General features: G+C 43.9%; 24 protein-coding genes. 22 read left to right on the top strand and 2 right to left on the bottom strand.

Features of this window, described 5'->3' with window-relative positions:
- Window positions 1-12 precede the first annotated feature (12 nt).
- Both JJ692_RS05280 and JJ692_RS05285 read left to right on the top strand, forming a co-directional pair.
- The gene (locus JJ692_RS05280; protein WP_370880892.1) at window positions 13-912 is read left to right on the top strand and encodes an iron-hydroxamate ABC transporter substrate-binding protein; all 900 of its coding nucleotides are present in this window, start codon (window positions 13-15) and stop codon (window positions 910-912) included.
- Window positions 913-1,056: 144 nt separating this feature from the next.
- Window positions 1,057-1,281, top strand: a complete 225-nt coding sequence (locus tag JJ692_RS05285; RefSeq protein WP_024423530.1) for a phage holin — start codon at window positions 1,057-1,059, stop codon at window positions 1,279-1,281.
- A gap of 293 nt (window positions 1,282-1,574) precedes the next feature.
- Here JJ692_RS05285 and slrR read toward each other — a convergent pair whose 3' ends face one another.
- Window positions 1,575-2,045, bottom strand: a complete 471-nt coding sequence (gene slrR / locus JJ692_RS05290; RefSeq protein WP_024423529.1) for an HTH-type transcriptional regulator SlrR — start codon at window positions 2,043-2,045, stop codon at window positions 1,575-1,577.
- 257 nt (window positions 2,046-2,302) lie between these two features.
- Between slrR and JJ692_RS05295 the strand changes: the two genes are divergently transcribed.
- From JJ692_RS05295 to JJ692_RS05385, 19 genes are all read left to right on the top strand, one after another.
- The gene (locus tag JJ692_RS05295; protein WP_024423528.1) at window positions 2,303-3,034 is read left to right on the top strand and encodes a YveK family protein; all 732 of its coding nucleotides are present in this window, start codon (window positions 2,303-2,305) and stop codon (window positions 3,032-3,034) included.
- Window positions 3,024-3,707, top strand: coding sequence for a CpsD/CapB family tyrosine-protein kinase (locus tag JJ692_RS05300; protein ID WP_206534300.1), 684 nt, complete (start codon window positions 3,024-3,026; stop codon window positions 3,705-3,707). Before JJ692_RS05295 ends, JJ692_RS05300 begins: the two co-directional genes overlap by 11 nt.
- 164 nt (window positions 3,708-3,871) lie before the next feature.
- Window positions 3,872-5,746 carry a polysaccharide biosynthesis protein gene (locus tag JJ692_RS05305; protein ID WP_122631941.1) on the top strand — a complete coding sequence of 625 codons (1,875 nt, stop codon included), beginning with the start codon at window positions 3,872-3,874 and terminating at the stop codon, window positions 5,744-5,746.
- Window positions 5,712-6,860, top strand: coding sequence for a glycosyltransferase family 4 protein (locus tag JJ692_RS05310; protein WP_206534301.1), 1,149 nt, complete (start codon window positions 5,712-5,714; stop codon window positions 6,858-6,860). Before JJ692_RS05305 ends, JJ692_RS05310 begins: the two co-directional genes overlap by 35 nt.
- The gene (gene epsE, locus JJ692_RS05315) at window positions 6,853-7,692 is read left to right on the top strand and encodes a glycosyltransferase EpsE (protein WP_024423524.1); all 840 of its coding nucleotides are present in this window, start codon (window positions 6,853-6,855) and stop codon (window positions 7,690-7,692) included. Before JJ692_RS05310 ends, epsE begins: the two co-directional genes overlap by 8 nt.
- Window positions 7,685-8,815 carry a glycosyltransferase family 1 protein gene (locus tag JJ692_RS05320; protein ID WP_034621438.1) on the top strand — a complete coding sequence of 377 codons (1,131 nt, stop codon included), beginning with the start codon at window positions 7,685-7,687 and terminating at the stop codon, window positions 8,813-8,815. The genes epsE and JJ692_RS05320 overlap by 8 nt, the downstream gene beginning before the upstream one ends.
- Window positions 8,816-8,829: 14 nt before the next feature.
- Window positions 8,830-9,933, top strand: coding sequence for an EpsG family protein (locus JJ692_RS05325; protein ID WP_024426091.1), 1,104 nt, complete (start codon window positions 8,830-8,832; stop codon window positions 9,931-9,933).
- A gap of 27 nt (window positions 9,934-9,960) precedes the next feature.
- A complete protein-coding gene (locus JJ692_RS05330; protein ID WP_206534302.1) occupies window positions 9,961-10,983 on the top strand; it encodes a glycosyltransferase family 2 protein in 1,023 nt (340 codons plus the stop codon).
- Window positions 10,984-10,994: 11 nt separating this feature from the next.
- Window positions 10,995-12,017, top strand: coding sequence for a polysaccharide pyruvyl transferase family protein (locus JJ692_RS05335; RefSeq protein ID WP_241258049.1), 1,023 nt, complete (start codon window positions 10,995-10,997; stop codon window positions 12,015-12,017).
- Window positions 12,018-12,045: 28 nt separating this feature from the next.
- The gene (locus JJ692_RS05340; protein WP_206534304.1) at window positions 12,046-13,560 is read left to right on the top strand and encodes an MATE family efflux transporter; all 1,515 of its coding nucleotides are present in this window, start codon (window positions 12,046-12,048) and stop codon (window positions 13,558-13,560) included.
- A 20-nt stretch (window positions 13,561-13,580) separates the two neighbouring features.
- Window positions 13,581-14,174 (top strand): sugar transferase, encoded by a 594-nt coding sequence (locus JJ692_RS05345; protein WP_133744547.1) that lies wholly within the window; start codon window positions 13,581-13,583, stop codon window positions 14,172-14,174.
- Window positions 14,137-14,823, top strand: coding sequence for an acetyltransferase (locus tag JJ692_RS05350; RefSeq protein WP_206534305.1), 687 nt, complete (start codon window positions 14,137-14,139; stop codon window positions 14,821-14,823). The genes JJ692_RS05345 and JJ692_RS05350 overlap by 38 nt, the downstream gene beginning before the upstream one ends.
- Complete coding sequence (locus JJ692_RS05355) at window positions 14,823-16,001, top strand: DegT/DnrJ/EryC1/StrS family aminotransferase (protein WP_206534306.1); 1,179 nt, start codon at window positions 14,823-14,825, stop codon at window positions 15,999-16,001. The genes JJ692_RS05350 and JJ692_RS05355 overlap by 1 nt, the downstream gene beginning before the upstream one ends.
- Before the next feature lie 149 nt (window positions 16,002-16,150).
- A complete protein-coding gene (gene nikA / locus JJ692_RS05360; RefSeq protein WP_024423515.1) occupies window positions 16,151-17,773 on the top strand; it encodes a nickel ABC transporter substrate-binding protein in 1,623 nt (540 codons plus the stop codon).
- Window positions 17,774-17,791: 18 nt separating this feature from the next.
- Window positions 17,792-18,736 carry a nickel ABC transporter permease subunit NikB gene (gene nikB / locus JJ692_RS05365; protein WP_024423514.1) on the top strand — a complete coding sequence of 315 codons (945 nt, stop codon included), beginning with the start codon at window positions 17,792-17,794 and terminating at the stop codon, window positions 18,734-18,736.
- The gene (gene nikC / locus JJ692_RS05370) at window positions 18,733-19,566 is read left to right on the top strand and encodes a nickel ABC transporter permease subunit NikC (RefSeq protein ID WP_024423513.1); all 834 of its coding nucleotides are present in this window, start codon (window positions 18,733-18,735) and stop codon (window positions 19,564-19,566) included. The genes nikB and nikC overlap by 4 nt, the downstream gene beginning before the upstream one ends.
- A 4-nt stretch (window positions 19,567-19,570) precedes the next feature.
- Complete coding sequence (locus JJ692_RS05375; RefSeq protein WP_187470515.1) at window positions 19,571-20,386, top strand: ABC transporter ATP-binding protein; 816 nt, start codon at window positions 19,571-19,573, stop codon at window positions 20,384-20,386.
- 13 nt (window positions 20,387-20,399) lie between these two features.
- Complete coding sequence (nikE, locus tag JJ692_RS05380) at window positions 20,400-21,215, top strand: nickel import ATP-binding protein NikE (protein ID WP_034621460.1); 816 nt, start codon at window positions 20,400-20,402, stop codon at window positions 21,213-21,215.
- Window positions 21,216-21,351: 136 nt separating this feature from the next.
- Window positions 21,352-22,677: an MATE family efflux transporter gene (locus JJ692_RS05385; RefSeq protein ID WP_206534307.1), complete on the top strand. Its 1,326-nt coding sequence runs from the start codon at window positions 21,352-21,354 to the stop codon at window positions 22,675-22,677.
- 20 nt (window positions 22,678-22,697) lie between these two features.
- Here the strand turns inward: JJ692_RS05385 and yvfG are convergent, their stop codons facing one another.
- Window positions 22,698-22,913, bottom strand: a complete 216-nt coding sequence (gene yvfG / locus JJ692_RS05390) for a protein YvfG (RefSeq protein WP_024423509.1) — start codon at window positions 22,911-22,913, stop codon at window positions 22,698-22,700.
- Between the two features lie 70 nt (window positions 22,914-22,983).
- On the opposite strand from yvfG, the gene rpoN reads away from it, so the two are divergent.
- Window positions 22,984-24,282 (top strand): RNA polymerase factor sigma-54, encoded by a 1,299-nt coding sequence (gene rpoN / locus JJ692_RS05395; RefSeq protein ID WP_206534308.1) that lies wholly within the window; start codon window positions 22,984-22,986, stop codon window positions 24,280-24,282.
- Window positions 24,283-24,297 lie beyond the last annotated feature (15 nt).

The following is a 24,297-nucleotide window of genomic DNA, read 5'->3' on the forward strand; positions in this document are numbered from 1 at the left end:
AAAGAGGAACTCATCATGAAAAAACTACTAGTATTTGGATTAACGCTCTGTTTCTTGCTGCTTGCCGCTTGTGGACAACAGGAAACAAAGAATACAACAAATGAAAAGACCAATGGCACACCAAAGATTGCTTCCTTGTCTATTCATTTAACAAATGACTTGTTAGCACTCGGTATCAAACCGGCGGGCTCTGTTGTAGGAGGAGACTTAAAAGATTTCCTTCCACATGCGAAAAAGCAGCTGAGTCAGACGAAGAAGCTCGGCATTGCATCTGATCCAGATATGGAATCACTGCTTGCGTTACAACCAGATGTCATTTATGTTGATGAAGAATTAGCCGGACAAGACTTATCGAAATATAAGAAGATCGCCAAAACAGAAGTGTTTAATTTAAATGATGGCACATGGCGGGATCATTTGAAAAAAATCGCCAAACACGTCAATAAAGAAAAAGAAGCGGATCAATATATTAAGAATTACAATCAAGAAGCAAAAGAGGTCAAATCGCTCATCAAGAAAAAGATTGGAAACGGAAAAGTCATGGCGATCCGTGTGACAGCAAAGGAGCTTCGCGTATTTAGCATGAAGCGCCCAATGGGTCCTATTTTATACGAGGATTTAGGCCTGACACCTGTCGATGGTGTGAAAAAGCTGGACAGCAAGCGCCCATTTGAAGTGATTTCTCAAGAGGTTCTTCCTGATTATGATGCTGATGCGATCTTTGTCGTTGTCAACCGTGATGATAAAGCGCAGCAGGCATTCAAGCAATTAGAAAAGACTCCGATTTGGAAAGGTCTAAAAGCAGTGAAGAAAAACCAAGTCTATCCGATTGCCGATCAGCCTTGGCTCGATTACTCAGCTCTAGGCAATAAAATGGCATTGGATGAAGCAAAAGAGATGTTTTCTAAATAAATAGCAAATGAAATCAGGCATCATTCCGCATATAGGAATGATGTCTCTTTTTTTGATTCGTTCTTCTATTCATTCGGCTGATGCATACATATGAGAGAGAACGAGCAATACCGCCCGTGAGAAGAAGAAAGGGAGGGGTTACAGTTGGAGGTTCAAAAAATTAGTGCAGGTACGATTGCAAGGCTTGTGCTGCTTTTACTGGCGCTTGTTAACAGTGCGCTAACTGCTGCGGGAAAAAGCCCAATTCCTATTGATGAAGAAGGCGTTCAGCAATTCATCACACTGGCCTTTCTGGGAATTACATCACTATGGGCCTATTGGAAAAACAATGACATAACGAAAAAAGCACGAACAAAAAAAGAAGAATAACAGAAAAAAGAGCCTTTCATGAAACAAAGGCTCTTTCAGCGTGCAGACAAACCCTCGCATTCGCCCGCAGGTCTGCGCTCCGGTGCTCACGAATGTTTCAATTCGCTCCGCTCCGGTACTCGCCCTTCCTAGGGCTGCAAAGGTTTTCTATCACGCTGAAAAGAAGACAAAGGGCTAAAATAAAAATCATTTTAGCCCTTTATCAACAGTCTGAAAGAGCCTTTCATGAATCAAAGGCTCTTTTTCATCGAAGCGTCAAACGCCTCTCCCCGCAATCATTCTTCCTGAAAGGCTTACGCCCGGCGTTCTCCCATGTTGTTGAGGAAAGCTTTTACTTCCTCAATGCTTAAGCCAATTGCCTTTGCTTCACTCATTAGACGCTTCCACTCTGTGATATTTGAATCGGTCAGCTTTCTATGGGTGACATGTAACGACTTCTCTTCCTGCTCCTTTCGGTACGTTTGGAGCAGCTGATAGAGCTCTTCTTTAGGCATGCCTGATTGGACGGCACTTACGATATGCTCCCGCCATTCGTGTTCACCACCCTCAGCGTAATGAAACATCATCGTCTCTGCATCAAACAGCTCTTGTAAATCAATCTCTAGTGAAGAAGATACCTTTTTTAAGAACTGGACAGATGGATTTCTGTGGACACCACGCTCAATTTTGCTCAAATATGACTTAGAGACATGAGCATCCTCAGCCAGCTGCTGAATCGAGTATCCTTTTCTCTTTCGGTAAATGCGTATCACCTTGCCTATCATTCGATCAATGATCTCCCTTCTCACCGGCGAATAGTTCTGCGACCTTTTCGTTCATTATAAGAAATAAATTGTTCTTTATAAAATTCAAAAACGTAAGAATCAGGAAGTAAACAAAAGAAAACGAACGATTTCGTTCTTTAAAAAGAACTATAAGACCTATTATGACATTTTTCTTTGCGGGTATTATCTTTTATAATCCAATCATTAACAAAAAGAAACCATATATAACCTTTTTATGATGAAATCGGGAGGTATCTATGAATGAGAATATAGGTTTTAAGCAGCTGTTTTCTGTCATTAAAGAGAAAATGGCCCTTCTGATCCTGATTGTCCTGATCGTAACGGGCATTTCAGCCTATTATCAGTTCTATGTCTCGACTCCTGTATATCAGGCAACCACTCAAATTCTTGTTCATAAACGCAGCAATGACGCACAAGCAGATTTAAACGATATTCAGATGAACCTTCAATATACACGTACCTTTCAAGTTTTATTAAAAAGCCCAATCGTCATTGAAAAAGTAAAAGAAACACTCCATCTCACAGAATCAGCAGAAGGACTAAAACACAAAATTGCCACAAGTACAGAAAATGAGTCTGAGGTCATCAATATTTCTGTACAAGATGAGGATCGCGCGAAGGCAGTCGCCATTGCGAATACCGCAACAGAGGTGCTGCAAGAAGAAATCAAAAAAACAATGAATATGGATCGCATTAATGTTTTGTCTGAAGCCAAGCTGTCCAACACGATTCTGATGAATTCAAGGAAGTTCGTTCATATCGTTCTGGCACTAGGCGCCTCTTTATTAGGGGGCATGACACTCATTTTCTTAATGAATTTACTCGATGATACTGTAAAACGAACACATCAAATAAGAGAAGAGATCGGATTGCCGTCGCTTGGCAGTGTCTATCAGATGCAGGCAGACAGGAGGGCCAAAAAAGACAAGCAGTCCGTCATAACGGGAGGACAGAACATTGATCTTTAAGAGGAAGAAAAGAGAAAAGAGAGATTTATCCTGTATTTCTGTATTAAATCCTCACTCTGTCATTGCGGAACAATTCCGTACGATCCGAACAAACATCGAATTCACATCGATCCAAACAAGGCTGAAATCGATATTAGTGACCTCCTCCTTACCGAAGGAAGGGAAATCATTTACGGCTGCAAACTTAGCAGCTGTTTTTGCACAGCAGAACAAGCGGGTGCTGCTCATGGATGCTGACTTGCGAAAGCCGGTTGTCCATGAATATTTTGACTTGAGTCATCATACCGGTTTGACGAATGTGCTATTAAATAATTGCAGCTTGGAAGAAGCCATTTTACCGACACCGATTGAGCATTTAGAGCTGCTTCCGAGCGGAACCATTCCGCCGAATCCAGCTGAGCTGCTCTCCTCTTCTGTAATGAAGCAGTTATTTTATGAGATTGAACAGCAATATGACATGGTGATTGTTGATTCCACACCGCTTCTGCCAGTTGCAGATGCAAAGATTTTGGCGAACCGGACGGATGGGAGCATTCTCGTTGTCTTAAGCGGCAAAACAAAGATTGCTGCTGTGAAGAAATCAAAAGAAGTATTAGAAGGAACAACAAGTAAACTGCTTGGAGCTATGCTAAATGGCAAGAAAGAGAAAAAGGGCAGGCTGTATATGTATTAAAAAGATTGATAGGTGATGTCTCCTAATCTTTAACAATGGAGGCACTCGATCCTGCTGTGGGCATAACCGTGCCTTAGATGCTCGTCATCAGTAGTGGGATGTGAGGACGGGTTTGATGCCCATGTTACGTAAGAATAGTGATGCTTTAAAAAGGGGGAGGAGCGTTGACTTACGCCCAAAGATTATCAATCATCGTAGCACTAGATTCATATCTCATCTTAGTTGCCGTCTTTTTTGGTTTTCAATTTGTCCAAGAGGCGGCTTTAACCGTTTATACATTTGAAATGCTCGCCATTTCTTCACTCAGTCTGCTCATTGGGCACCATATATTTGCCTGCATGTTTCATGTGTACAAGCAAGTATGGGCTTATACAGGAGTAAGAGAGTTATTTTCTTTAATGAAGACCTTTGTGTGTTCTTTTTTATTTTCGATGACGATGCTGTACCTTTTCGTGCAGACATGGCCATTTCGGTTTTTATTCATCGTGTGGCTTTTTCATATCTTATTCATCGGTGCATCTCGTATGGCTTCTAGGCTATTTCATGACGGGGCCAAACGGCTTCAGGCAGAAAAAGAGCGGGCCTTAATTATTGGTGCCGGATCAGCAGGAACCATGCTCGTTCGTCAGCTTCAGCAATCGAGTGATGTACATATTGAGCCAGTCGCCTTCATCGATGATGACAAGACGAAACATCGGCTTGAAATTATGGGTCTGCCTGTTATAGGAGGAAAAGAACAAATTCAAACAGCTGTCGTGATGATGGATATTCAGAAGATCATCATCGCCATTCCGTCCAAAAGCAGCCACACCTTAAAAGGGCTGTATAAGGAATGTGTCGCGACCGGAGTCAAAACACAGATTATGCCGGAAATGGAGCAGATTTTAAAAGGAACCCATGCGCTGAATCAATTACGGGATGTACAGCCAGAGGATTTACTAGGGAGAGAACCGATTCAATTAGATACGAGCCGTCTATCTGCTCATTTAAAGGGAAAAACAATCATGGTCACAGGGGCAGGCGGATCAATTGGATCAGAAATCTGCCGTCAAATTTGTGTGTTTGCTCCTCAAGCGATTGTACTTGTGGGACATGGAGAATTTAGCATTCATTCTATTTTACTAGAGCTGAAAGAATTATATGGAGGCAGCATCAGACTCTATCCACAAATTGCGGATATTCAAGATAAACAGAAAATGAGTGAAATCGTTGGTCAATTTCAGCCGGATATGATTTATCATGCTGCGGCACATAAGCATGTCCCGCTCATGGAGATCAGTCCGAAAGAAGCTGTGAAAAACAATATTATCGGGACAAAAAATGTCGCAGAAGCCGCACACGAGCACGGCATTGAAACATTCGTCCTCATCTCATCTGACAAAGCGGTCAACCCTGCCAATGTGATGGGAGCCACAAAGCGGTTTGCTGAAATGCTGATCATGCAAATGGGGGCAAGCAGCGAAACAAAATTTGTCGCCGTTCGATTTGGAAATGTACTCGGAAGCAGAGGGAGCGTCATCCCTATTTTTAAGAAACAAATCGAGCAAGGCGGGCCGGTGACGGTCACGCACCCAGCCATGACAAGATATTTTATGACCATCCCAGAAGCATCAAGGCTTGTGATTCAGGCAGGTGCACTGGCAGAAGGAAGACAGATTTTTGTTTTAGATATGGGGGAGCCAGTGAAAATCGTGGACCTCGCAGAAAACCTCATTCACCTCTCAGGCTACACCACAGACCAGATTCCAATCACTTTCACAGGCATTCGTCCTGGAGAGAAAATGTACGAGGAATTACTCAACCAGCATGAAAAAGCACAGGAGCAAATCTTCCCGAAAATTCACATCGGCCATGCGCTGGATGGTGACCCATATGTGCTGAACCGTTTTATCCATGAATTTGACATGATGAGTGAAGAGCAGATGAGACAAGCATTATTTGCTGCCATTGAGTCGCATGATATGTTGTCCGATCAGATGGCACGAGAGGAGGAAGCGCTTGCCAATGAAGAAAAAAGTCTTGTTTTGCGCAACGGTTGATTATCACTTTAAGGCCTTTCATCTTCCGTATTTCCGGTGGTTTCAGGAACAAGGATGGGAAGTGCATACAGCGGCAAACGGCCAGCTGGAGCTGCCCTATGTGAATCAAGCTCACTTGATTCCGATTCAGCGGTCTCCTTTTCATGTACGCAACCGGCTTGCGTATGTAGAACTGAAGAAGCTGTTAGCGAAAGAGCACTATGATTTCATCCATTGCCACACACCAATGGGAAGTGTCATTGGCAGGCTCGCAGCCAAAGGTACGCGCAAAAAAGGAACGAAGGTTCTTTACACGGCACATGGCTTTCACTTTTGGCAGGGGGCGCCGCTTCAAAACTGGCTGCTCTATTATCCAATAGAGAGATTTCTCGCCCGCTATACAGACGCTCTGATCACCATTAATGGAGAAGATTTTAAAAGAGCCGACCGTCTATCAAAAGAGCGGACATCTGTTTATTATGTGCCCGGTATGGGTGTGGATATGAAGCGGTTCGCACCTGTCGATGAAAAAGAGAAGCAGAGCCTTCGCGCAGCCTATGGCTTTTCCTCGGAAGATTTTATCGTGCTGTGTGCTGGTGAATTAAATACGAATAAAAATCAAGGGATGCTCATCAAAGCATGTGCACAGCTGTCTAGGAAAATACCAAATATAAAGATCGTATTTGCCGGGGAAGGGACAATGAGGCCGAACTATGAAAAGCTTACCCGCCAGCTCCATCTTGAAAATCATGTCCACTTTGCTGGGTTTTGCAAACAAATGGAGGAATGGATGCATATAAGCGATGTATGTGTTTCCACCAGCTTGAGAGAAGGGCTCGGCATGAACCTGCTTGAAGCGATGTCGGCAGAAAAACCTGTGGTTGCAACGGAGAATAGAGGACATTGTGAGCTTGTCAAACATGGCGTCAATGGTTTTTTAGTTAAACCGCAAGATGTGAATAGTTTAGCTGATTACTTGCAGCAGCTCTACGACAAAAAAGATCAGCTGCCCCTCATGGGAAAAGCGGGACGCTCTATGGCTCATGCATTTGCACAGGAGCAGACGGTCAGTGCAATGGAAGAAATTTATACAATCTATATGGATCAAGCAGAGAAGGTGATACAGCATGCATAAACCAAAGGTGTCTATGATCATGGGCGTCTACAATTGCCAAGAGACAGTAGAAGAAAGCATTGAATCTATTCTTCATCAAACATATGAAAACTGGGAGCTCATCATATGTGATGACGCCTCAACAGATGGCACTTATGAGAAAGTGCTGTCTTATACAAAACGACATCCTGAAAGAATTCGCCTGATCCGCAATCAACAAAATCAAAGACTCGCTGCCAGTCTCAATCGCTGCCTGGCTGAAGCGAGGGGAGAGTTGATTGCAAGGCAGGATGGCGACGATCTATCAGTGCCTGTTCGTTTAGAAAAACAGGTTCATTTCCTCGATACATATCCTGAATATGATGTAGTCGGTACGGCAATGACGGTTTTTGATGAAACGGGAACAAAGGGTGTGCGGGCACTTGTTTCAGAGCCTGATCGGAAGGTGTTGGCAAGAGGGACTCCTTTTTGTCATGGGACCATTATGATGAGGGCTTCTGCTTACAAGGCTTTACAAGGCTATCGTTCTGTAAAAACAACAAGGCGGATGGAAGATATCGATCTTTGGATCCGCTTTTTTGCTGCTGGGAGGAAAGGTTTTAATTTACAAGAGCCGTTATATCTGGTGAGAGAGGATGAAGCGGCCTTTCAGCGGCGAAAGTTTCGATATTCAATGGATAATGCCTGGCTCGTTTTGAAAGCATGCTGGCTATTAAAGCTGTCGCCGCTTGACTATTTATTTGCTCTAAAACCGGTGGTTCGTGCCTGCTTGTCACCGAAGATCATGAAGCTTTATCATCGCCGGAAGCTGGCGGCGTCTATGCTGAAGAGGAGGGCGGTTCAAGATGAGTGAGCCAAAGCGCGTGCTTCATATTGTGGGCGGGATGAACCGCGGCGGAGCCGAAACGATGATTATGAACATCTATCGTGCACTTGACAGAAATGTCCTTCAATTCGATTTCATTACCCACCGACAGGACGTCTGTGATTATGATGAGGAAATTCGCCGGCTTGGGGGACGCATCTTTTACGTCCCAAGTATTGGGGCGTCCTCTCCGGTTGCTTTTGTGAAAACATTGACCAAGACAATTAGGCAAACAGGGCCCTATCAGGCAGTGCATGCACATACGGATTTTCAGACGGGTTTTTCCGCACTTGCTGCCAAACTAGCGGGTGTAAAGGTGCGCATTTGCCATTCACATAATACAGCGTGGAAGCAGTCGCCAAACTGGCTGGATCATATGATGCTCAAAGGATTTCGCCAGCTGATCTTTGCATTCTCTACACAGCTTGTTGCATGCGGCGAAGATGCCGGTGTCTTTTTATTTGGACAGAAAAAAATGCAGAACGGGCAAGTTGAGGTGCTTCCAAATGGGATAGATTTATCCCTTTTTTTTCAGCCTGATCCAGACGAAAAGGCAGAGATCAAAAAGCAGCTTCATCTTTGCGGAAAAAACATGGTCATTGGTCATATTGGGCGGTTCCATGAGCAAAAAAATCATGTTTTTTTTATAGAGCTGGCACAGACCTTAAAGAAGCAAGGGGTTTCATTTCAGCTTGTCCTCGTAGGAGATGGACCACTGAAGCAAGTAGTCGAATCGTATGCAGAGAAGGCAGGCTTGATGGAGGACATTGTCTTTACAGGCGTCGTATCAGACGTTCCACAATATATGAAAGCATTTGATGTATTTGTGATGCCTTCCCTGTTTGAAGGTCTTCCGCTTGTATTAGTGGAAGCACAGGCGTCTGGTCTGCCTTGTGTGATTTCAGATCATATTACAGAGGAAGTAGATTTAGGCTGCGGGCTTGTGAAAAGGATGTCTCTGCGAGATTCCGCGCATGAATGGATGAAGGCGGTGCTTGAAGCATATCATGCAGAACCTCCTCTTCAAGAGACCATTACCTCTCAGCTTGAACAAAGAGGATTTGATGTGAAACAGAATATTACACGTGTGATGAATCTATATGGACTGTAAGGAAGGAAGGGCAGATGGCGGTTTATTTGGTGAACATGATCATGGTCTATTTATGGTCGAGCTTTGCCGCATTTTACGGCAGGCGTGATGATACCATTCAAAGCGGATGGCGGCCTAATAAGCTTCTGGTGTTTTTTCCGTTTCTGTTTCTTTGTATCGTAGCTGGTATTCGCTATAAAGTAGGAACCGATTTTGTCACATACGGCCAGATGTATGAGTTCTCCATCAACTACGAAAAGCCTTGGCATATATTCGGCTTCGGTGTGGAGAAGGCCGCAACGGATCCAGGGTTTACGTTTATTTTATGGATGCTTAATCAACTGTCTCATGATCCGCAAATCATGTATATCTCAGTCGGAGCCATTACTTATTTTTTTATCATCAAGACGCTTATTCAATATGGCCGTCCATTTGAGCTGAGTATGCTGCTTTTTCTTGGAACCTTTCATTATTATGCGTCATTTAATGGCATGCGCCAGTATATGGTGGCAGCGATTCTTTTTTATGCCATCCGGTTGGTGATCAATGGTCAGTGGAAATTGTATTTTCCGCTCGTCCTTGTATGTTCATTGTTTCATTCATCCGCTCTCATCATGATTCCTGTGTATTTTATTGTGAGAACAAAGGCTTGGTCTTGGATGATGCTGGTCTTATGCCTGGTGTTCTTAGGCTTAACCGCTCTTTATGACCGTTTTGTCTCGGTGTTTGTCGTGATGCTGCAAGGCAGTTCATATGGTCATTACGAGGAATGGCTCACAACGAATACGAATGGAATGAATGTGACAAAAATCGGTGTCTTGATTTTGCCGCTTCTGCTTGCTTTCTTTTATCGAAAACGACTTCGTGAGCTGACGCCTGAGAGTGATTACATTGTGAATTTTTGTTTGCTTGGTTTCTTGTTTGGCATCCTTGCAACGAAGGATGTCATTTATGCAAGATTTCATATTTATTTTGGCTTGTATCAGCTCATTTTACTGCCATATTTCACACGCATTTTTGATCAGCGGTCTAATGTGTTTATGTATGTAGGGATTGCTGTTTGCTATATTCTGTACAGCATCATGCTGATGCCGTTCGATTCTTCGGTTTTGCCGTATAGAACGATATTTAATAAGTAGATTTGAAGAAAGGTGGGGCATGCTGTAATGCCAGCTATCAGTCTATTGGTCGCAGTTTACAATACGAGTCAATATGTGGAGCAATGTCTTCAATCAATTGCAGATCAAAGTTTTTCCGATATAGAAGTCATTCTTATCAATGATGGATCGACCGACCGCAGCGGTGAATGGCTTGAAGCATTTGCTGAGCGTGATGAGCGTTTCCGGGTAATCCATCAATCCAATCAAGGATTAGGCGCTGTGAGAAACCGGGGCATCGAGGAAGCGAAAGGGACGTATCTCGCCTTTGTGGATTCAGATGATATTCTCGCTCCTCATTACTGTGAAGCTATGTATGAAAAAGCCGAAATGACCGGGGCAGATCTTGTTGTGAGCGAGTATTGGATTCAATTTGAACAGTCAAAGCGAACGATAGCAACGACGCTGTTAGACAAGCGCTCAGCCGAAAAAACGGATGTAATCAAAGCGTTATTACACGGAGACTTGACTGGATTCTCATGGAATAAGCTGTATCGGCGTGCCTTTATGGAAAAACACCACATTCGATTTCCGCTGCGGGGTGAGCTTGAGAACATTGAAGATCAATATGTGACGCTGCGCTGTTTTTCTTTAGCACGCAGTATCGCTTTTGTTCATGAGCCTCTTTATTATTACAGGGTTCATCTGTCATCTATTGTACAGCGATATCAGAAGCAGTATTTTCATCATGGACTGATCTTTTATCATGCACAGCGCTCTTTTTTAAAAGAGCATGATGACATCTCTATGTATGAGAAAGCATTAGACTTTTTTATCGTCAATCATACGCTTCATTGTATGCTCAACGAATGGAAGAGCCAAAATGATCTCTCTCTTCAGGAAAAGCTTGATCACATGCGTGAAATGGTCACACATGATGCCTTTCAGCATGCCGTCAAACAAGTGGAACCATCGAAGCTCACAGTACGAAAACGAATGATTTTATTTCTTGCTAAGTGCCGATTGGTTTATCCGCTTTCTGCCGCGGCTTCTAGCTATCAAAAATGGATCGAATATCAGACAAGGAAATAGGGGTGATGGGATTGACAGTGCAGCAATTGAAGGCAAAAACCGCAGAGTGGCTGCTCTTAAAGGTCAAATATCCGCTTGAGTATAGACTGAGCCGCCAAAGGCTGCCAGAGCTGAGTCATCAGAAGAAAATCATTCTCACGCTGCTGCCGGGCCATGATAATTTAGGGGATCATGCGATTGCCTATGCGAGTTATTGTTTTTTAAAGAAACACTTTCCAGCCTATGACATCATAGAAGTGGACATGAAAGAGATCTACCGCCTTGCCCGTCCGCTAAAGCGCAGCCGGCATCCAGAAGACATCGTCTGTATGATCGGTGGGGGCAATATGGGGGATTTATACCGGTACGAAGAATGGACGAGACAATTTATCATCAAGACCTTCAAGTCCTATCCCATGATCCAGCTGCCTGCTACTGTACATTTTACAGAAACAAAGAGAGGGAAACGAGAGGAACAACGCGCCATTCACACGTATAGTCAGCATCCAAGACTGCTCCTCATGGCAAGAGATCAAACAACCTATGAATGGATGAAGCTTCATTTTCCTGATCAAGATGTGTGGAAACAGCCTGATATGGTGCTGTCATTAGACGAATCATCAAAGGATGAAACACGTGAAGGGGTTCTGCTTTGTCTGCGTGAGGATCAAGAAGCGTATCTCACAAAGGAGGAGCGCCAGCAGCTGCAGCAGCATATCCAAGAGACATATGATCAAGTCGGTTTGATCACAACGACAATTGGCAGACGAGTCGATCGAACAACTCGCTTAGAGGAGTTAACGTCTTTGTGGACGGAGTTAAAACAAGCGCAGGTCGTCGTGACAGATCGTCTGCATGGCATGATCTTTTGTGCGATCACTCATACACCGTGTGTTGTCCTTAGATCGTTTGATCATAAGGTGATGGAGGGTTTTGAGTGGGTGGCTCATCTTCCGTTTATGACCCTTTTAAAAGAACCAAATGAGGCCGCTGTGAAAGAGGCCGTTCATCAGTTGATGAAAACAAGCGGTCAAAAGGGAGAGGAAGCTGGATGAGGGCTCTTAAACGCTGCGTGAAAGCACAATGAATCGAGCATTTCTTTATAATGCCAGTGCGAACTTAATCACATTTGTCCTGATGATGCTTATGTCTGTTTGTTTAACACCTTATATTGTTCATACGCTTGGAGTGGAAGCATTCGGCTTAATCCATCTGACGCAAAATATGATCAACTATTTATCGGTCATTACGGCTTCGTTAAGTGCGGTTGTTGTGCGATTTTTTTCTGTGGCGGCTCATAAAGGAGAGATGGAGAAGGCGCAGCGCTATCTCGCTTCCTATTTCGTCAGTTCGTTTTTACTATCTATTAGTCTCTTTTTGCTTTGTCTTTTCGTGTCTCATCAGCTGGTTGAATGGCTTCATGTACCTGTTCATCTCGCAAAAGACACACAGACCGCCTTTATTTTAGGGGGTCTTTTATTTATGCTCAATTTCGTCATGTCTGGCATTGGGGCTGCACCGTTTTATGCGAATAAGCTCTATGTATCAAGTATTGGACAGGCGATTCAAATGTTTTTGAGGGCACTGATGATTGTCATCCTGTTTACATGGACGACACCAGCCATTTGGCATATCCCGCTTGCGGCCGTCATTGGAAGCTTAGCGGCTATGGGAATCGGTATCTATTATTTTAAGAAACTCATCCCTTGGTTTTCGTTTAAGTGGAGGCACGTCTCATTATCGTCTAGTCTCACACTTGTTCGATCAGGGGTCTGGCATTCATTTGAGCAAATGGGGATTTTGTTGTTTTTACAAATTGATTTATTGATGACCAACTTGCTCATTGGAGCGGAAGCAACGGGCCAATATGCGGCAATTTTACAGTTTCCATTATTATTACGCACACTGGCAGGGACACTGGCCGTTGTGTTTGCACCAACGATCACGAAATTTTATTCGAATCAGGACAAAGAGGGACTCATTCAATATGCTGCAAACGCCATTAAGTGGAGCGGCTTATTTGTTGCGTTCCCAGCCGCACTTCTAGGAGGTCTCGCTGGTCCACTCATGCTTTTATGGCTTGGGCCTGCTTTTGAGGAGCTGAAATGGCTTCTCATGATTCATGCGGCTTATTTATGTTTGACCTTGATGTTTTTACCGCTCACATATGTGCCGACCGTGTTTAATCGATTGAAAGTTCCTGCAGTTGTCACCCTTATATTAGGTGTATCTAATGTGCTTTTTGCCTATGGATTGACTCATATGCTGCAGCTTGGTTTATATGGCATTGCATCAGCGGGGGCAATGGTTTTATTGATTAAAAATATTGTGTTTCTGCCATTTTATACGGCCAGGATCACGAATCAGAAACGCACTATCTTTTATAAACATACACTGGTTCCACTTGCTGGAGGGCTATTTATTTGGGGCATCTGTGCGGGGATTCAGGCGGTATATAACGTGACTTCATGGTGGGAGCTGTTTTGTATTGGAGGGCTTTGTTTCATTCTCTATATGGGCTACTTGTATGTGTTTGCAGGAACGAAACGAGAGCGGATGCAGCTGATGCGTAAGGTAAAACATGCGGTCTCCCGCTAATATGAAAAGGAGATGCAATGATGAAAAGAATGATAGATGTGATGGTGGCATTGACGCTGCTCATCGCAGGCAGTCTTCTTTTACTTCTCATCTATGGACTGATTAGATGGAAAATTGGAACGCCTGTGGTGTTTCGGCAGAAGCGGCCTGGTCTGTATGGCCGGCCTTTTATGCTATATAAATTTCGGACGATGACAGATGAACGAGACGAACATGGGGTGCTGCTGCCAGATCATTTGCGATTAACAAAAACCGGTGCCTTGATTCGAAAGCTTAGTCTTGATGAATTGCCGCAGCTAGTCAATGTACTCAAAGGAGAGCTTAGTCTTGTCGGGCCAAGACCGCTTTTAATGGAGTATTTGCCTATGTATACAGAAGAACAAGCAAGGCGTCATCTTGTGAAGCCCGGCATAACAGGATGGGCACAGGTGAACGGCCGGAACACGCTTTCTTGGGAGGAGAAATTCACCTATGACCTTTGGTATGTCGAGCATCAATCGTTTTGGCTCGATATGAAAATTTTATGGATGACCTTGCTGAAAGTCATGAAAACAGAGGGGGTGCAGCAGCCGGATCATGCCACAGCTGAAAAATTTAAAGGAACCAATATGTAAGAAGCAAACCATTGGTTTAATTGGGGCCGGAGGACATAGCAAAGTCATTCAAGATCTCATTTTTGCACATGCCGATTACTCATTATGTGCGGTGTTAGATGATCAATTTGAAGAGACGGTCACTCAAAGCGGGATTTTGTATGGACCGATCTCCATGAGTGAGCAGCTGAAAGAGACAATGCCTCATATGAAATGGCTGATTGCGATCGGACAAAATGAGATCAGACAGCTCATGAAGGAACGCCTTTCATTTGAAGACACAGCATATGCCACATTGATTCACCCAGAGGCGGTCATGAGTCCGTCATCTGTCATTGGAAGGGGGACTGTTGTGATGGCAAGGGCAGTGGTTCAAGCAGATGCAGCCATCGGTGAGCATACGATTATAAATACAGGGTCTATCGCCGAGCATGACTGTATACTCGAATCGTTTGTGCACCTGTCACCAGGCGCGGTGCTGACTGGCGGTGTATCCGTGCGGGAAGGTGCCCATATTGGGGCTGGTGCCGTGGTGACACCGGGTATAACGATTGGAAGCTGGTCCGTCATTGGTGCTGGAGCAGCAGTGACAAGAGATATACATGATCAGAAGGTCGCTGTAGGAATTCCTGCAGTAGAAATCAAAGATCGGAGAGAAGGTGGGAAGTGATGAAAGAAAGGAAGCGAATTTACTTATCTCCTCCGCATATGAGCGGAAAAGAGTATCTCAAAATAGAGGAAGCCTTCAAGAGCAACTGGATTGCGCCGCTTGGACCGCTTGTGAATGAATTTGAACAGGCGGTGGCGGACTATGCAGGAGTGAAGACAGGAGCGGCTTTATCTTCAGGAACAGCAGCGATTCACCTTGCTTTAAAGCTGATAGGTGTGCAAAAAGGAGACATTGTCTTTTGTTCCACCCTCACGTTTGTTGCAACGGCAAATCCGATTTTATATGAACAAGCGGAGCCTGTTTTTATTGATTCTGAAAGGGAGACATGGAATATGTGCCCGCTTGCTTTAGAGAAAGCCTTAGTTGAATCAAAACGTCTTGGGAAAAAACCTCGCGCGGTCATCGTTGTCCATTTATATGGACAAAGTGCAAAAATGGACGAGATCATGGCTCTGTGTGAAGCATATGATGTACCAGTCATTGAGGATGCCGCTGAATCGTTAGGTGCGCTTTATAAAGGAAGAAAAAGCGGTTCAATGGGCAGGTTCGGTATCTATTCTTTTAATGGAAATAAAATCATTACAACATCAGGGGGCGGAATGCTTGTGAGTGATGATGAAGCTGCGATTGAACGATGCCGCTTTCTTGCTTCACAGGCCAGAGAAAAAGCGATGCACTATGAGCATCAAGAGATGGGATACAACTATCGCATGAGCAACCTCTTAGCAGGAGTCGGGATTGCTCAAATGGAAGTGCTGGACGAGCGTGTTGAACAAAAGCGCCGCATTTTTCAGCGTTATCAGGACGCTTTATCAGAAGCAGAGGGACTTCATTTGATGCCAGAATATCAAGAAACGAAATCCAACCGCTGGCTGACGGCATTGACCATTGATCGTGACACACAATTGTCTCCAGTAGATATCATTGGTGCTTTAGAAAAAGAACAAATCGAAGCAAGGCATGTATGGAAGCCGCTGCACCAGCAGCCGCTCTTTCGTCATTGCCCTTTTTATACTGCGGAAAAAGGCACTCCTGTATCTGAGCTGTTATTTGAGCGGGGGCTTTGTCTTCCGTCTGGAACGAGCATGACAGATGCAGATCAGGAACGTATCATCCATATACTCCATGACATGCTGCGAGAAAAAACATTTACCTCTTCACAGGCTGCTCATTCGTAAGCAGCCTGTCTCTCTTTCTATCAAATTCCTCAATTTATGGAATAAATCGGAATAAGTATTGTCATTTCGTTTCAAATATGATATTGACAACGGCTTCCTTCCTCCTTAAAATGAAAATGATTATCAGCATCAATTAGGAGGAGCAACTTATGTCTATTTGGAGAAATTTTCCGAAAATTAAAATAAATTCAGTATTACCATTCCTGCTTATTTTCTTTTTACTAGTAGGATGCTCTCAAACAAACAATGGAGCAGAAGGCAATAATGATCATCCTGATATGATCACAATGGCGTGGCCAAGAGATATTGGTGAAATGAATCCACACGTATACAACCCATCACAATTATTTGCGCAATCAATGATTTATGAGCCATTGGTCAGCTATCAAAAGAATGGTAAGCTGAAACCTGAATTAGCGAAATCATGGGATGTTTCAAAGGATGGCAAGGTGTATACGTTCCATTTAAGAGACGGAGTGACTTTCTCAGACGGCTCTGAATTTAATGCGGACATTGTCAAAAAGAACTTCGATACAATTTTAAAAAATAAAGATTTACATAGCTGGTTAGGTGTCATTAAGAAAATCAAAAAGACAGAAGCCGTTGATAAAAAGACATTTAAACTCACTTTAACAGCACCATACTATCCAACTGTGCAAGAATTAGCCGTTGTTCGTCCAGTTCGTTTCTTAGGTGAAGCAGGTTTCCCTAAAAACGGAGATACGTCAAAAGGAATTGAAAAACCAGTGGGGACAGGCCCTTGGGTTTTAAAAACATATAAGAAAGATGATTATGCCATTTTCGAACGAAACGATCATTATTGGGGAGAAAAACCAAAGGTAAAAGAAATCAAGGTAAAGGTCATCCCAGATGCGGAAACGAGAGTCATGGCATTTGAAAAAGGTGATGTGGATTTACTTTACGGAGAAGGAACCATTAGCCTTGATTCCTACAAACAGCTGGAAGCAAGCGGTAAGTATGAAACGAAAATGTCAGAGCCTGTTGCAACGAGACAGCTTGTTATGAACACAAAAGTGGATCAGCTGTCAGATGAGAAAGTGCGTCATGCCCTTCAATATGCCTTCAATAAAAAATCAATGGTAGAAGGGGTCACCTCAGGTTTAGAGGATGAAGCAGATCACATCCTGCCGACTAATATGCCGTATACGTCACACATTCAAGTGAAGTCTTTCAAATATGATGTGGACAAAGCCAAAGCATTGCTGGATGAAGCGGGCTGGACACTTCCAAAAGGAAAATCCGTTCGTGAAAAAGATGGGAAAAAGCTTGAGTTTAGTATGATGTATGACTCAGCGGAATCAATTCAAAAAGCGATGGCGGAAACGCTGCAAGCAGAATGGGCAGCCGTTGGTGTCGGCGTCAAGCTTGAGGGTGTGGATTTGGCCACACAGGTTCAACGCTTTAAAGCCAATAAGTTTGATATGAACTTCTTTAGCAACTACGGAGCGCCGTATGATCCGCATACATTTATGAACGTTCTTTCATCAGATGGTTTTGGATTCAAAGAAGCCATTTCAGCCTATCCAAATAAGGAAAAACTGATCAAAGAAATGACGGAAATTCCATCCACAACAAATGAAAAGAAACGCAAAGCACTGTATTCGTCTGTCTTATCCTCTTTACAGGATCAAGGGGCAATTGTGCCAATCTCTTATTTTAAAAAGACAGCCGTTTATCAAAAAGCTGTGAAGGACTTTGAATTCCCTGCAAATCGTGATGAACATCCTTTCACAGGCATGAAGCTGAAGTAACAGAAAGAAGGTAAGGAAATGGGCCGCTATATCGTCAAACGAGTGCTATCAATTATTCCTGTATTTTTATTAGCCACACTGCTCACAACTGGTATGATTCACCTCTCGCCAGTTGACCCGGCAGAGGCATATTTAGCAGCGGCTCATATCCAGCCTACGGATGAAATATTAGCGCAAAAACGAAGTGAATTCGGCTTAGATGAGCCGTTTTATATGCAGTATCTTCATACCATTGAAAAAGTCATTCACCTTGATTTCGGCCGGTCGTATATGTCCAATCAGCCTGTCGTTGATGAGGTGATTTATCGAATCCCGGCGACAATTCAATTGGCGCTTACCAGTCTGCTGATCGCTATTTGTGTCAGCATTCCGCTCGGCTTTTTCAGCGGCATGAGGAAAAATGGTGCCGTGGATCATGTGAGCCGGCTCATTTCTTTCTTAGGAGCATCTATCCCGACGTTTGTCTTGGGGTATTTGCTCATCTTCTTTTTTTCAGTGAAACTTGACCTCTTACCAGTTGAAGGGATTGGAACATGGGAGCATCTCATTCTGCCCTCGATCACACTTGCAGTCCCTTTAATTGCTACGTATACAAGGCTGTTACGGTCAAGTGTGAGTGAGGCGCTTCAAGAGCCTTTCGTTCAATATGCGAGAATCAGAGGTTTGAAGGAACAATCGATCATGTTCAAGCATGTGTTCAGAATTGCGATATCGCCGATGCTGACCGGACTAGGGGTGAACCTTGGCAAGCTGTTAACCGGAACCATTATTGTAGAGGCCGTTTTCTCATGGCCAGGGTTTGGCCGCTTTTTTATTGAAGCGATCTTTAACAGAGATCTGCCTGTCATTCAATTTTATGTCCTCATGTCGGCATGTATTTTTATCTTGAGCAGCTTGATCGTTGACTTAGTTCAGCTGATCATAGACCCCCGTATTTCTAGAAAGGAAGGCCGCCAGCAATGATGACAAAAGTAAAACATCTCTTCGTTCATCAAAAGATGATCTCGATCTGCGCTTTGCTGCTCGGTCTCCTGCTCATTGTCACAATATGTGCACCATGGATCGCTCCACATGATCCGGCTGCTGTCAATCTAGCAATGAAGCTAAAGGGATCTTCGTGGGAGTATCCTCTTGGAACAGATCAATTAGGACGATGCAATTTATCTCGTATTTTATATGGTGCGCGTGTTTCGCTCGGCTGTGCGTTATTAATCTTTCTTTCTTCGTTATTCATTGGATTAATTGTCGGCCTCTTTTCAGGATACAAAGGCGGCTGGATCGATCATGTTTTGATGAGAATCTGTGACGGCGTCATGGCATTTCCCAACCTGGTGCTGATTCTTGGATTAGTCGGCATCTTCGGTCCGGGACTTCCTCAAGTCGTACTTGCCTTGATGCTTGTGCAATGGGTATATTATGCCCGCGTCTTCCGAGGAATGGTGCTCAGTTTAAAAGAACAGAACTTTATTGCAGCTGCAAAAATCAGTGGGACCTCGCATTGGAACATTATGAGAAAGCATATGATTCCCAATGTCCTGCCGCCATTAGCAGTCATTGGAACACTTGAAATGGGATGGGCGATTATGGACATTTCTGCGATGTCTTTCCTCGGATTAGGGGTTCAGCCTCCTATGCCTGAATGGGGAGCGATGATTCATGAAGGGAAATCTTACATTCAAACGAATCCTCAGTTAATGCTGTACCCAGGTCTTGTGATCATGGCTGTGGTGGTTCTGTTTAATTTACTAGGAGAAGCCCTTTCAGAGAAATATGGCATCAAACGCCGTGTGTAAAGGAATGATCAATGTGCAAGAGTCCATTTTACAAGTAGAGAACCTGCATGTGCAGACGATAACTCCTCAAGGGACAACCCCTCTTATTCAAGAAGTCTCGTTTGAAGTAGGGCACGGTCAAATCCTTGGATTAATTGGTGAGAGCGGCTGCGGAAAAACAGTGACAAGTATGTCGATCTTGCATATGCTTGATCGAAAAACAACGGAAGTCACTGGCAGTATCACATTACAGGGACGAGAATTGATCGGTATAAGTGAAAAGGATATGCGTTCCATTCGGGGCAAAGACATCTCGTATATTATGCAAAATCCAATGAACAGCTTTACGCCGGTATGGACAATCGGCCATCAGCTGGTTGAAACGATCCGCCGGCATACGGCTGTCAGTAAAAGTCAGGCACGATCACAGGCAATAGATGCGTTAGCGCAAATGAATCTGCCGCAGCCAGACCAGCTGTTCAATAAGTATCCTTTTGAATTAAGCGGAGGGATGCTGCAGCGTGTCATGATCGCCATGGCTGCCTGTATGCACCCGCCCCTCATCATTGCAGATGAGCCGACAACTGCATTAGATGTACACAATCAGAAACGGGTGCTTCAGCATTTGAACCAAATTCGTCATGACTATGGAACGGCCATTTTACTCATTACCCACGATCTTGGTGTCATTGCTGAAATGGCAGATCAAGTTGTCGTCATGAAACAAGGAGAAATTGTTGAAAAGGCAGGAGTTCTTGAGATTTTTGAACAACCAAAACATGATTATACAAAAAAACTATTAGCAGCTCGTCCATCGATTCCAGCTGTTTGCCCGATTTGAGGTGAGAAGGCCCTTGCATTTATTAGAAGTGAAAGCAGTCAGTCATGCATACACGAACCGGTCGTTTCTAATGAGAAAAAAAGGAGCAGCCCCTGTCCTGAAAAGCGTCGATTTAACTATTGAAGAAGGCACCTGCCTTGGGCTGCTAGGGCAAAGCGGCGCAGGGAAAAGTACACTTGGCCGCATCATACTTGGTCTAGAGAAGCCAAGAGCTGGACAGGTTCTTTTCGAAGGTCAGGATGTCTATCGTGCAGATCAGCAAACACGTAAGCATTTTCGCCGGCATGTGCAAGCGGTGTTTCAGGATTCCTATTCGGCGGTAAATCCAAGGTGGACAGTCGAACAAATTTTATCTGAGCCGCTTGAAAACTACGAATCCATGAGCCGGAAGGAACGTAAAAATGTATTGATTCACTGGCTGGAAAGAGTCGGGCTCGGTGAAAAGGATTTGTGTAAATATCCACACCAATTCAGCGGCGGCCAGCTGCAAAGGATCAACATCGCTAGAGCTTTATTGCTCCAGCCAAAGCTCATTGTGCTTGATGAATCTGTCAGCAGCTTAGACATGGTGACGCAGGCTGTCATTTTAGATTTATTAGTAGAATTAAAGAAGGAGCTCGGTGTGGCTTACTTATTTATTACACATGATATAACAGCAGCCTATCACTTATGTGATCAATTGGCGATTCTTGATCAAGGAGAGCTTGCTGCTCAATTTCAATCAAAGGCTGACTTCTTTTCATCAGAAGAGGAAGCGGTGCGGAAAATGAGAGATGCAATGCTCGCAGACCATCCTTTGTCACGAACGATTGGCAGACCGGTTCGGTAAAACTTCATTTTATCAATGCCTCAGCGTGCAACCAAAGCGTCGCATTCGGTAAAAAGCAAAGAGCGAAAGCCTCTTTGCAGGCAATCTGCGCCTCTTTTAGAAAAGAGGCTATTTTTCATGAAAGGCAGGTGGCATCGTGAACCATCGAGCGTATTTAGCTTTGGCCATTCCTTTAACAATTTCTACGATGACCACTCCATTACTGGGAGCTGTTGATACAGCGGTTGTCGGTCAGCTCGCAAATCCCGCTTATATTGGAGGCGTTGCGGTCGGCAGTCTCATTTTCAGTACATTATATTGGCTGTTTGGTTTTTTGCGGGTAAGTACATCTGCTTTTGCCGCCCAGGCAAACGGTGCGCAGAATGAGGAACAGGGCGTTCTTGCTTTTCTAAGACCTTTTTTCGTCGCCATCATCGTCGGACTTTGTTTTATTGCCATGCAATGGCCGATCATTCAATCTGCTTTTCTAGTGATCTCTCCCGATGCTGATGTCCGTCAATTTGCCGCAGACTATTTTCATATTCGCATTTGGGGAGCGCCATTTACTTTAATGAATTATGTTATATTGGGCTGGCTGATGGGGATGGCTAAAATGAAAGAAGCTCTTTCATTGCAAATCTTGATCAATGTTATGAATATGGCGCTCGCATTTCTGCTTGTTCATGTGTTTTCGTTTGCGGTCAAAGGAGTTGCGGCGGCGACATTGATATCTGAACTAACCGCTTTTGTGTTGGGGGCATGGATTATTCTGAAGCATTCGTCAAACGGATTCCAGATGCCTTCCATCAAGAAAATCATGGATACTCAGGCAGTGAAGAAAATGTTTCATGTGAATAAAGATTTGTTTATCAGGACGATCTGTCTGCTAGTGGTCATCAACATGTTTACGGCAAAAGGTGCTTCTTTTGGTACAGAGCTGCTGGCAGCCAATGCCATCTTATTTCAAATTCACTACATCATGGCTTATTTGTTCGATGGTTTTGCCAATGCGTCCAGCATCCTTGTTGGCAGGTCAGTTGGTGCAAATGACCGCACCCTCTATGAAAGAACCTTAACCCTTTCGAGGCAGTGGGCACTTGTCATGGCATGTGTCATTGCGGCGGTTTATTTTCTATTAAAAGAGCCGATATTGAGCTTGTTTACAAATCTCCCTCAGCTGCTAGATGTGACATTACGCTATGCAGACTGGCTTGTTCTTTATCCGTTTGCGGCTTGCTTCGGTTTGGTCATTTACGGCGTATTTACAGGTGCGACAGAAATTGCCCCTGTTAGAAATTCGATGCTGTTTGCGATGATTTTGTTTATCGTCGTTCAAACCGCGGTCACGCCTATTTGGCACAATCATGGCCTATGGTTTGCCTTTATCATCTATACTGTAGGACGGTCTGGCTTTTTGATGATGTACAAATCGAGGCTGGATCAGAAGCTGTTCGCAAATGATCAACACCCTTTGCCCTCTTGACAAAGGGTGTTCTTTTTCGTTCATTCGCTTTCTTTTTTCACCTTTTGATAGGCTTCATCAAGATGCTGAATTCGCTTCAATACAACCGCATTTTTGGTCAGCTGGTCTTGAACAAGCGTTGACACTACTGAGCGGTAATAGGCATTCATGGCATGAACCTTGTCTTCATTTTGGTTCATGGCGATGTGCTGCTTCAAGTTGTCGACAAAGTATGGAACGGAAAAAAGTTCAGACATAGAAATCACTCCTATTTCGTATATACGGTCCGTCAATCTTCATGTAAAATGATGAGAGGGAGGGGAGACAATGAGCCTTAAACTGCAACAAGAACAGGTATTAAAGCAGGTGCTCACACAAGAACTTAGGCAGGCCATTACGCTGCTGCAGCTGAATTGCGCAGAGCTCGGCGAGTATCTTGACCAATTAGCGCTTGAGAACCCTCTGATTGAGCGGAAAGACACGGACAGCTATCAACCAGTTTATCATAAAAAATCACAAGATCGAATGACAGAGCCGTATCGAACGTATCAAAAAGAAAGCCTGCAAATGTTTTTAAAAAGACAGGCGATTGATTTGAATTTAAGTGAAAAGAATCAAAGAATCTTTCACTTTATGATTGAGTCCATTGATTCCAATGGCTATCTAAATGAACCGATTGACGCAATGGCAGCTGTCTTAGAGGTGCCAGCTGAAGAAGTAGAAGCTGTCCTTCATCAGCTGCAATCGCTGGAGCCTGCCGGGATTGGCGCAAGATCATTGCAGGAATGCATCCTCCTTCAGCTGAGAAGGAAAAAGAAGCGTTGGTATGAAGCCGAGCTGATCATCGAAGAGCATTTCTTTCTTTTTGCGAGGAAGGCTTGGAAGGAAATTGCGGCCAAAACAGGTGTTTCAATGAAAACACTCCAGGCGGTACAAGATGAAGTGTCTCAGCTTGAACCAAGACCAGGCCTTCATTTCTCATATGATGAAGAGCATGTGTATATAGAGCCTGATGTGACAATTACTGTGGTGCAGGATCACATCACATTTGAGCTGAATCAGCGCGCTTTTCCAGACGTAGAAATGAATGAAGGCTACTTCGCCATGATTCAAGACCAAAAGCGGCATGAAGCATATGCGTATTTAAAGGAAAAAGAGCAGCAGTACAATTGGCTTGTCCAAGCGCTGAAGCAAAGAAAGCAAACGATGACTCATGTCGTTCGTGAGATTATCTCACATCAGACCGATTTTTTTCTAACAGGGAAACATAAAATGAAACCGCTTACGATGAAGCGGATTGCAGATATACTGCAAGTCCATGAGTCAACAGTCAGCCGGACTGTAAAAGGGAAAATGGTGCAAACCCCTTATGGTCTTATGGAAATGAAACAATTTTTCCAAGCCAAATTAGAAGGGCATTCGCTAGAAGAGGCGTCCAGCTACACAGTCAAAACGCACATTGCAGAGCTCATCCAAAAGGAAAATAAGAAAAAACCGTATTCAGATCAGCAAATCATGACACTGCTTCAGCAAACCTTTGGTATCCGCGCGTCGCGCAGAACCATTGCAAAATATCGCGAACAAATGAATCTTCCGTCCTCTACGCTTCGGAAGCGATACGATTAAAAAGAAGTACTTGCC

It is taken from the genome of Bacillus sp. 3a, from assembly GCF_017161885.1.
GTDB lineage: Bacteria > Bacillota > Bacilli > Bacillales > Bacillaceae > Bacillus > Bacillus safensis.

What these genes read in the sequence shown, in the direction of transcription:
- JJ692_RS05375 (WP_187470515.1), top strand. Translation starts at nt 19,571, where the DNA reads ATGATCAATGTGCAAGAGTCCATTTTACAAGTAGAGAACCTGCATGTG.
- JJ692_RS05330 (WP_206534302.1), top strand. Translation starts at nt 9,961, where the DNA reads ATGCCAGCTATCAGTCTATTGGTCGCAGTTTACAATACGAGTCAATAT.
- epsE (WP_024423524.1), top strand. Translation starts at nt 6,853, where the DNA reads ATGCATAAACCAAAGGTGTCTATGATCATGGGCGTCTACAATTGCCAA.
- JJ692_RS05355 (WP_206534306.1), top strand. Translation starts at nt 14,823, where the DNA reads ATGAAAGAAAGGAAGCGAATTTACTTATCTCCTCCGCATATGAGCGGA.
- nikB (WP_024423514.1), top strand. Translation starts at nt 17,792, where the DNA reads ATGGGCCGCTATATCGTCAAACGAGTGCTATCAATTATTCCTGTATTT.
- slrR (WP_024423529.1), bottom strand. Translation starts at nt 2,045, where the DNA reads ATGATAGGCAAGGTGATACGCATTTACCGAAAGAGAAAAGGATACTCG.
- JJ692_RS05350 (WP_206534305.1), top strand. Translation starts at nt 14,137, where the DNA reads ATGCCACAGCTGAAAAATTTAAAGGAACCAATATGTAAGAAGCAAACC.
- JJ692_RS05320 (WP_034621438.1), top strand. Translation starts at nt 7,685, where the DNA reads ATGAGTGAGCCAAAGCGCGTGCTTCATATTGTGGGCGGGATGAACCGC.
- JJ692_RS05325 (WP_024426091.1), top strand. Translation starts at nt 8,830, where the DNA reads ATGGCGGTTTATTTGGTGAACATGATCATGGTCTATTTATGGTCGAGC.
- JJ692_RS05310 (WP_206534301.1), top strand. Translation starts at nt 5,712, where the DNA reads ATGAAGAAAAAAGTCTTGTTTTGCGCAACGGTTGATTATCACTTTAAG.
- rpoN (WP_206534308.1), top strand. Translation starts at nt 22,984, where the DNA reads ATGAGCCTTAAACTGCAACAAGAACAGGTATTAAAGCAGGTGCTCACA.
- nikA (WP_024423515.1), top strand. Translation starts at nt 16,151, where the DNA reads ATGTCTATTTGGAGAAATTTTCCGAAAATTAAAATAAATTCAGTATTA.
- JJ692_RS05345 (WP_133744547.1), top strand. Translation starts at nt 13,581, where the DNA reads ATGAAAAGAATGATAGATGTGATGGTGGCATTGACGCTGCTCATCGCA.
- JJ692_RS05295 (WP_024423528.1), top strand. Translation starts at nt 2,303, where the DNA reads ATGAATGAGAATATAGGTTTTAAGCAGCTGTTTTCTGTCATTAAAGAG.
- nikC (WP_024423513.1), top strand. Translation starts at nt 18,733, where the DNA reads ATGATGACAAAAGTAAAACATCTCTTCGTTCATCAAAAGATGATCTCG.
- JJ692_RS05340 (WP_206534304.1), top strand. Translation starts at nt 12,046, where the DNA reads ATGAATCGAGCATTTCTTTATAATGCCAGTGCGAACTTAATCACATTT.
- yvfG (WP_024423509.1), bottom strand. Translation starts at nt 22,913, where the DNA reads ATGTCTGAACTTTTTTCCGTTCCATACTTTGTCGACAACTTGAAGCAG.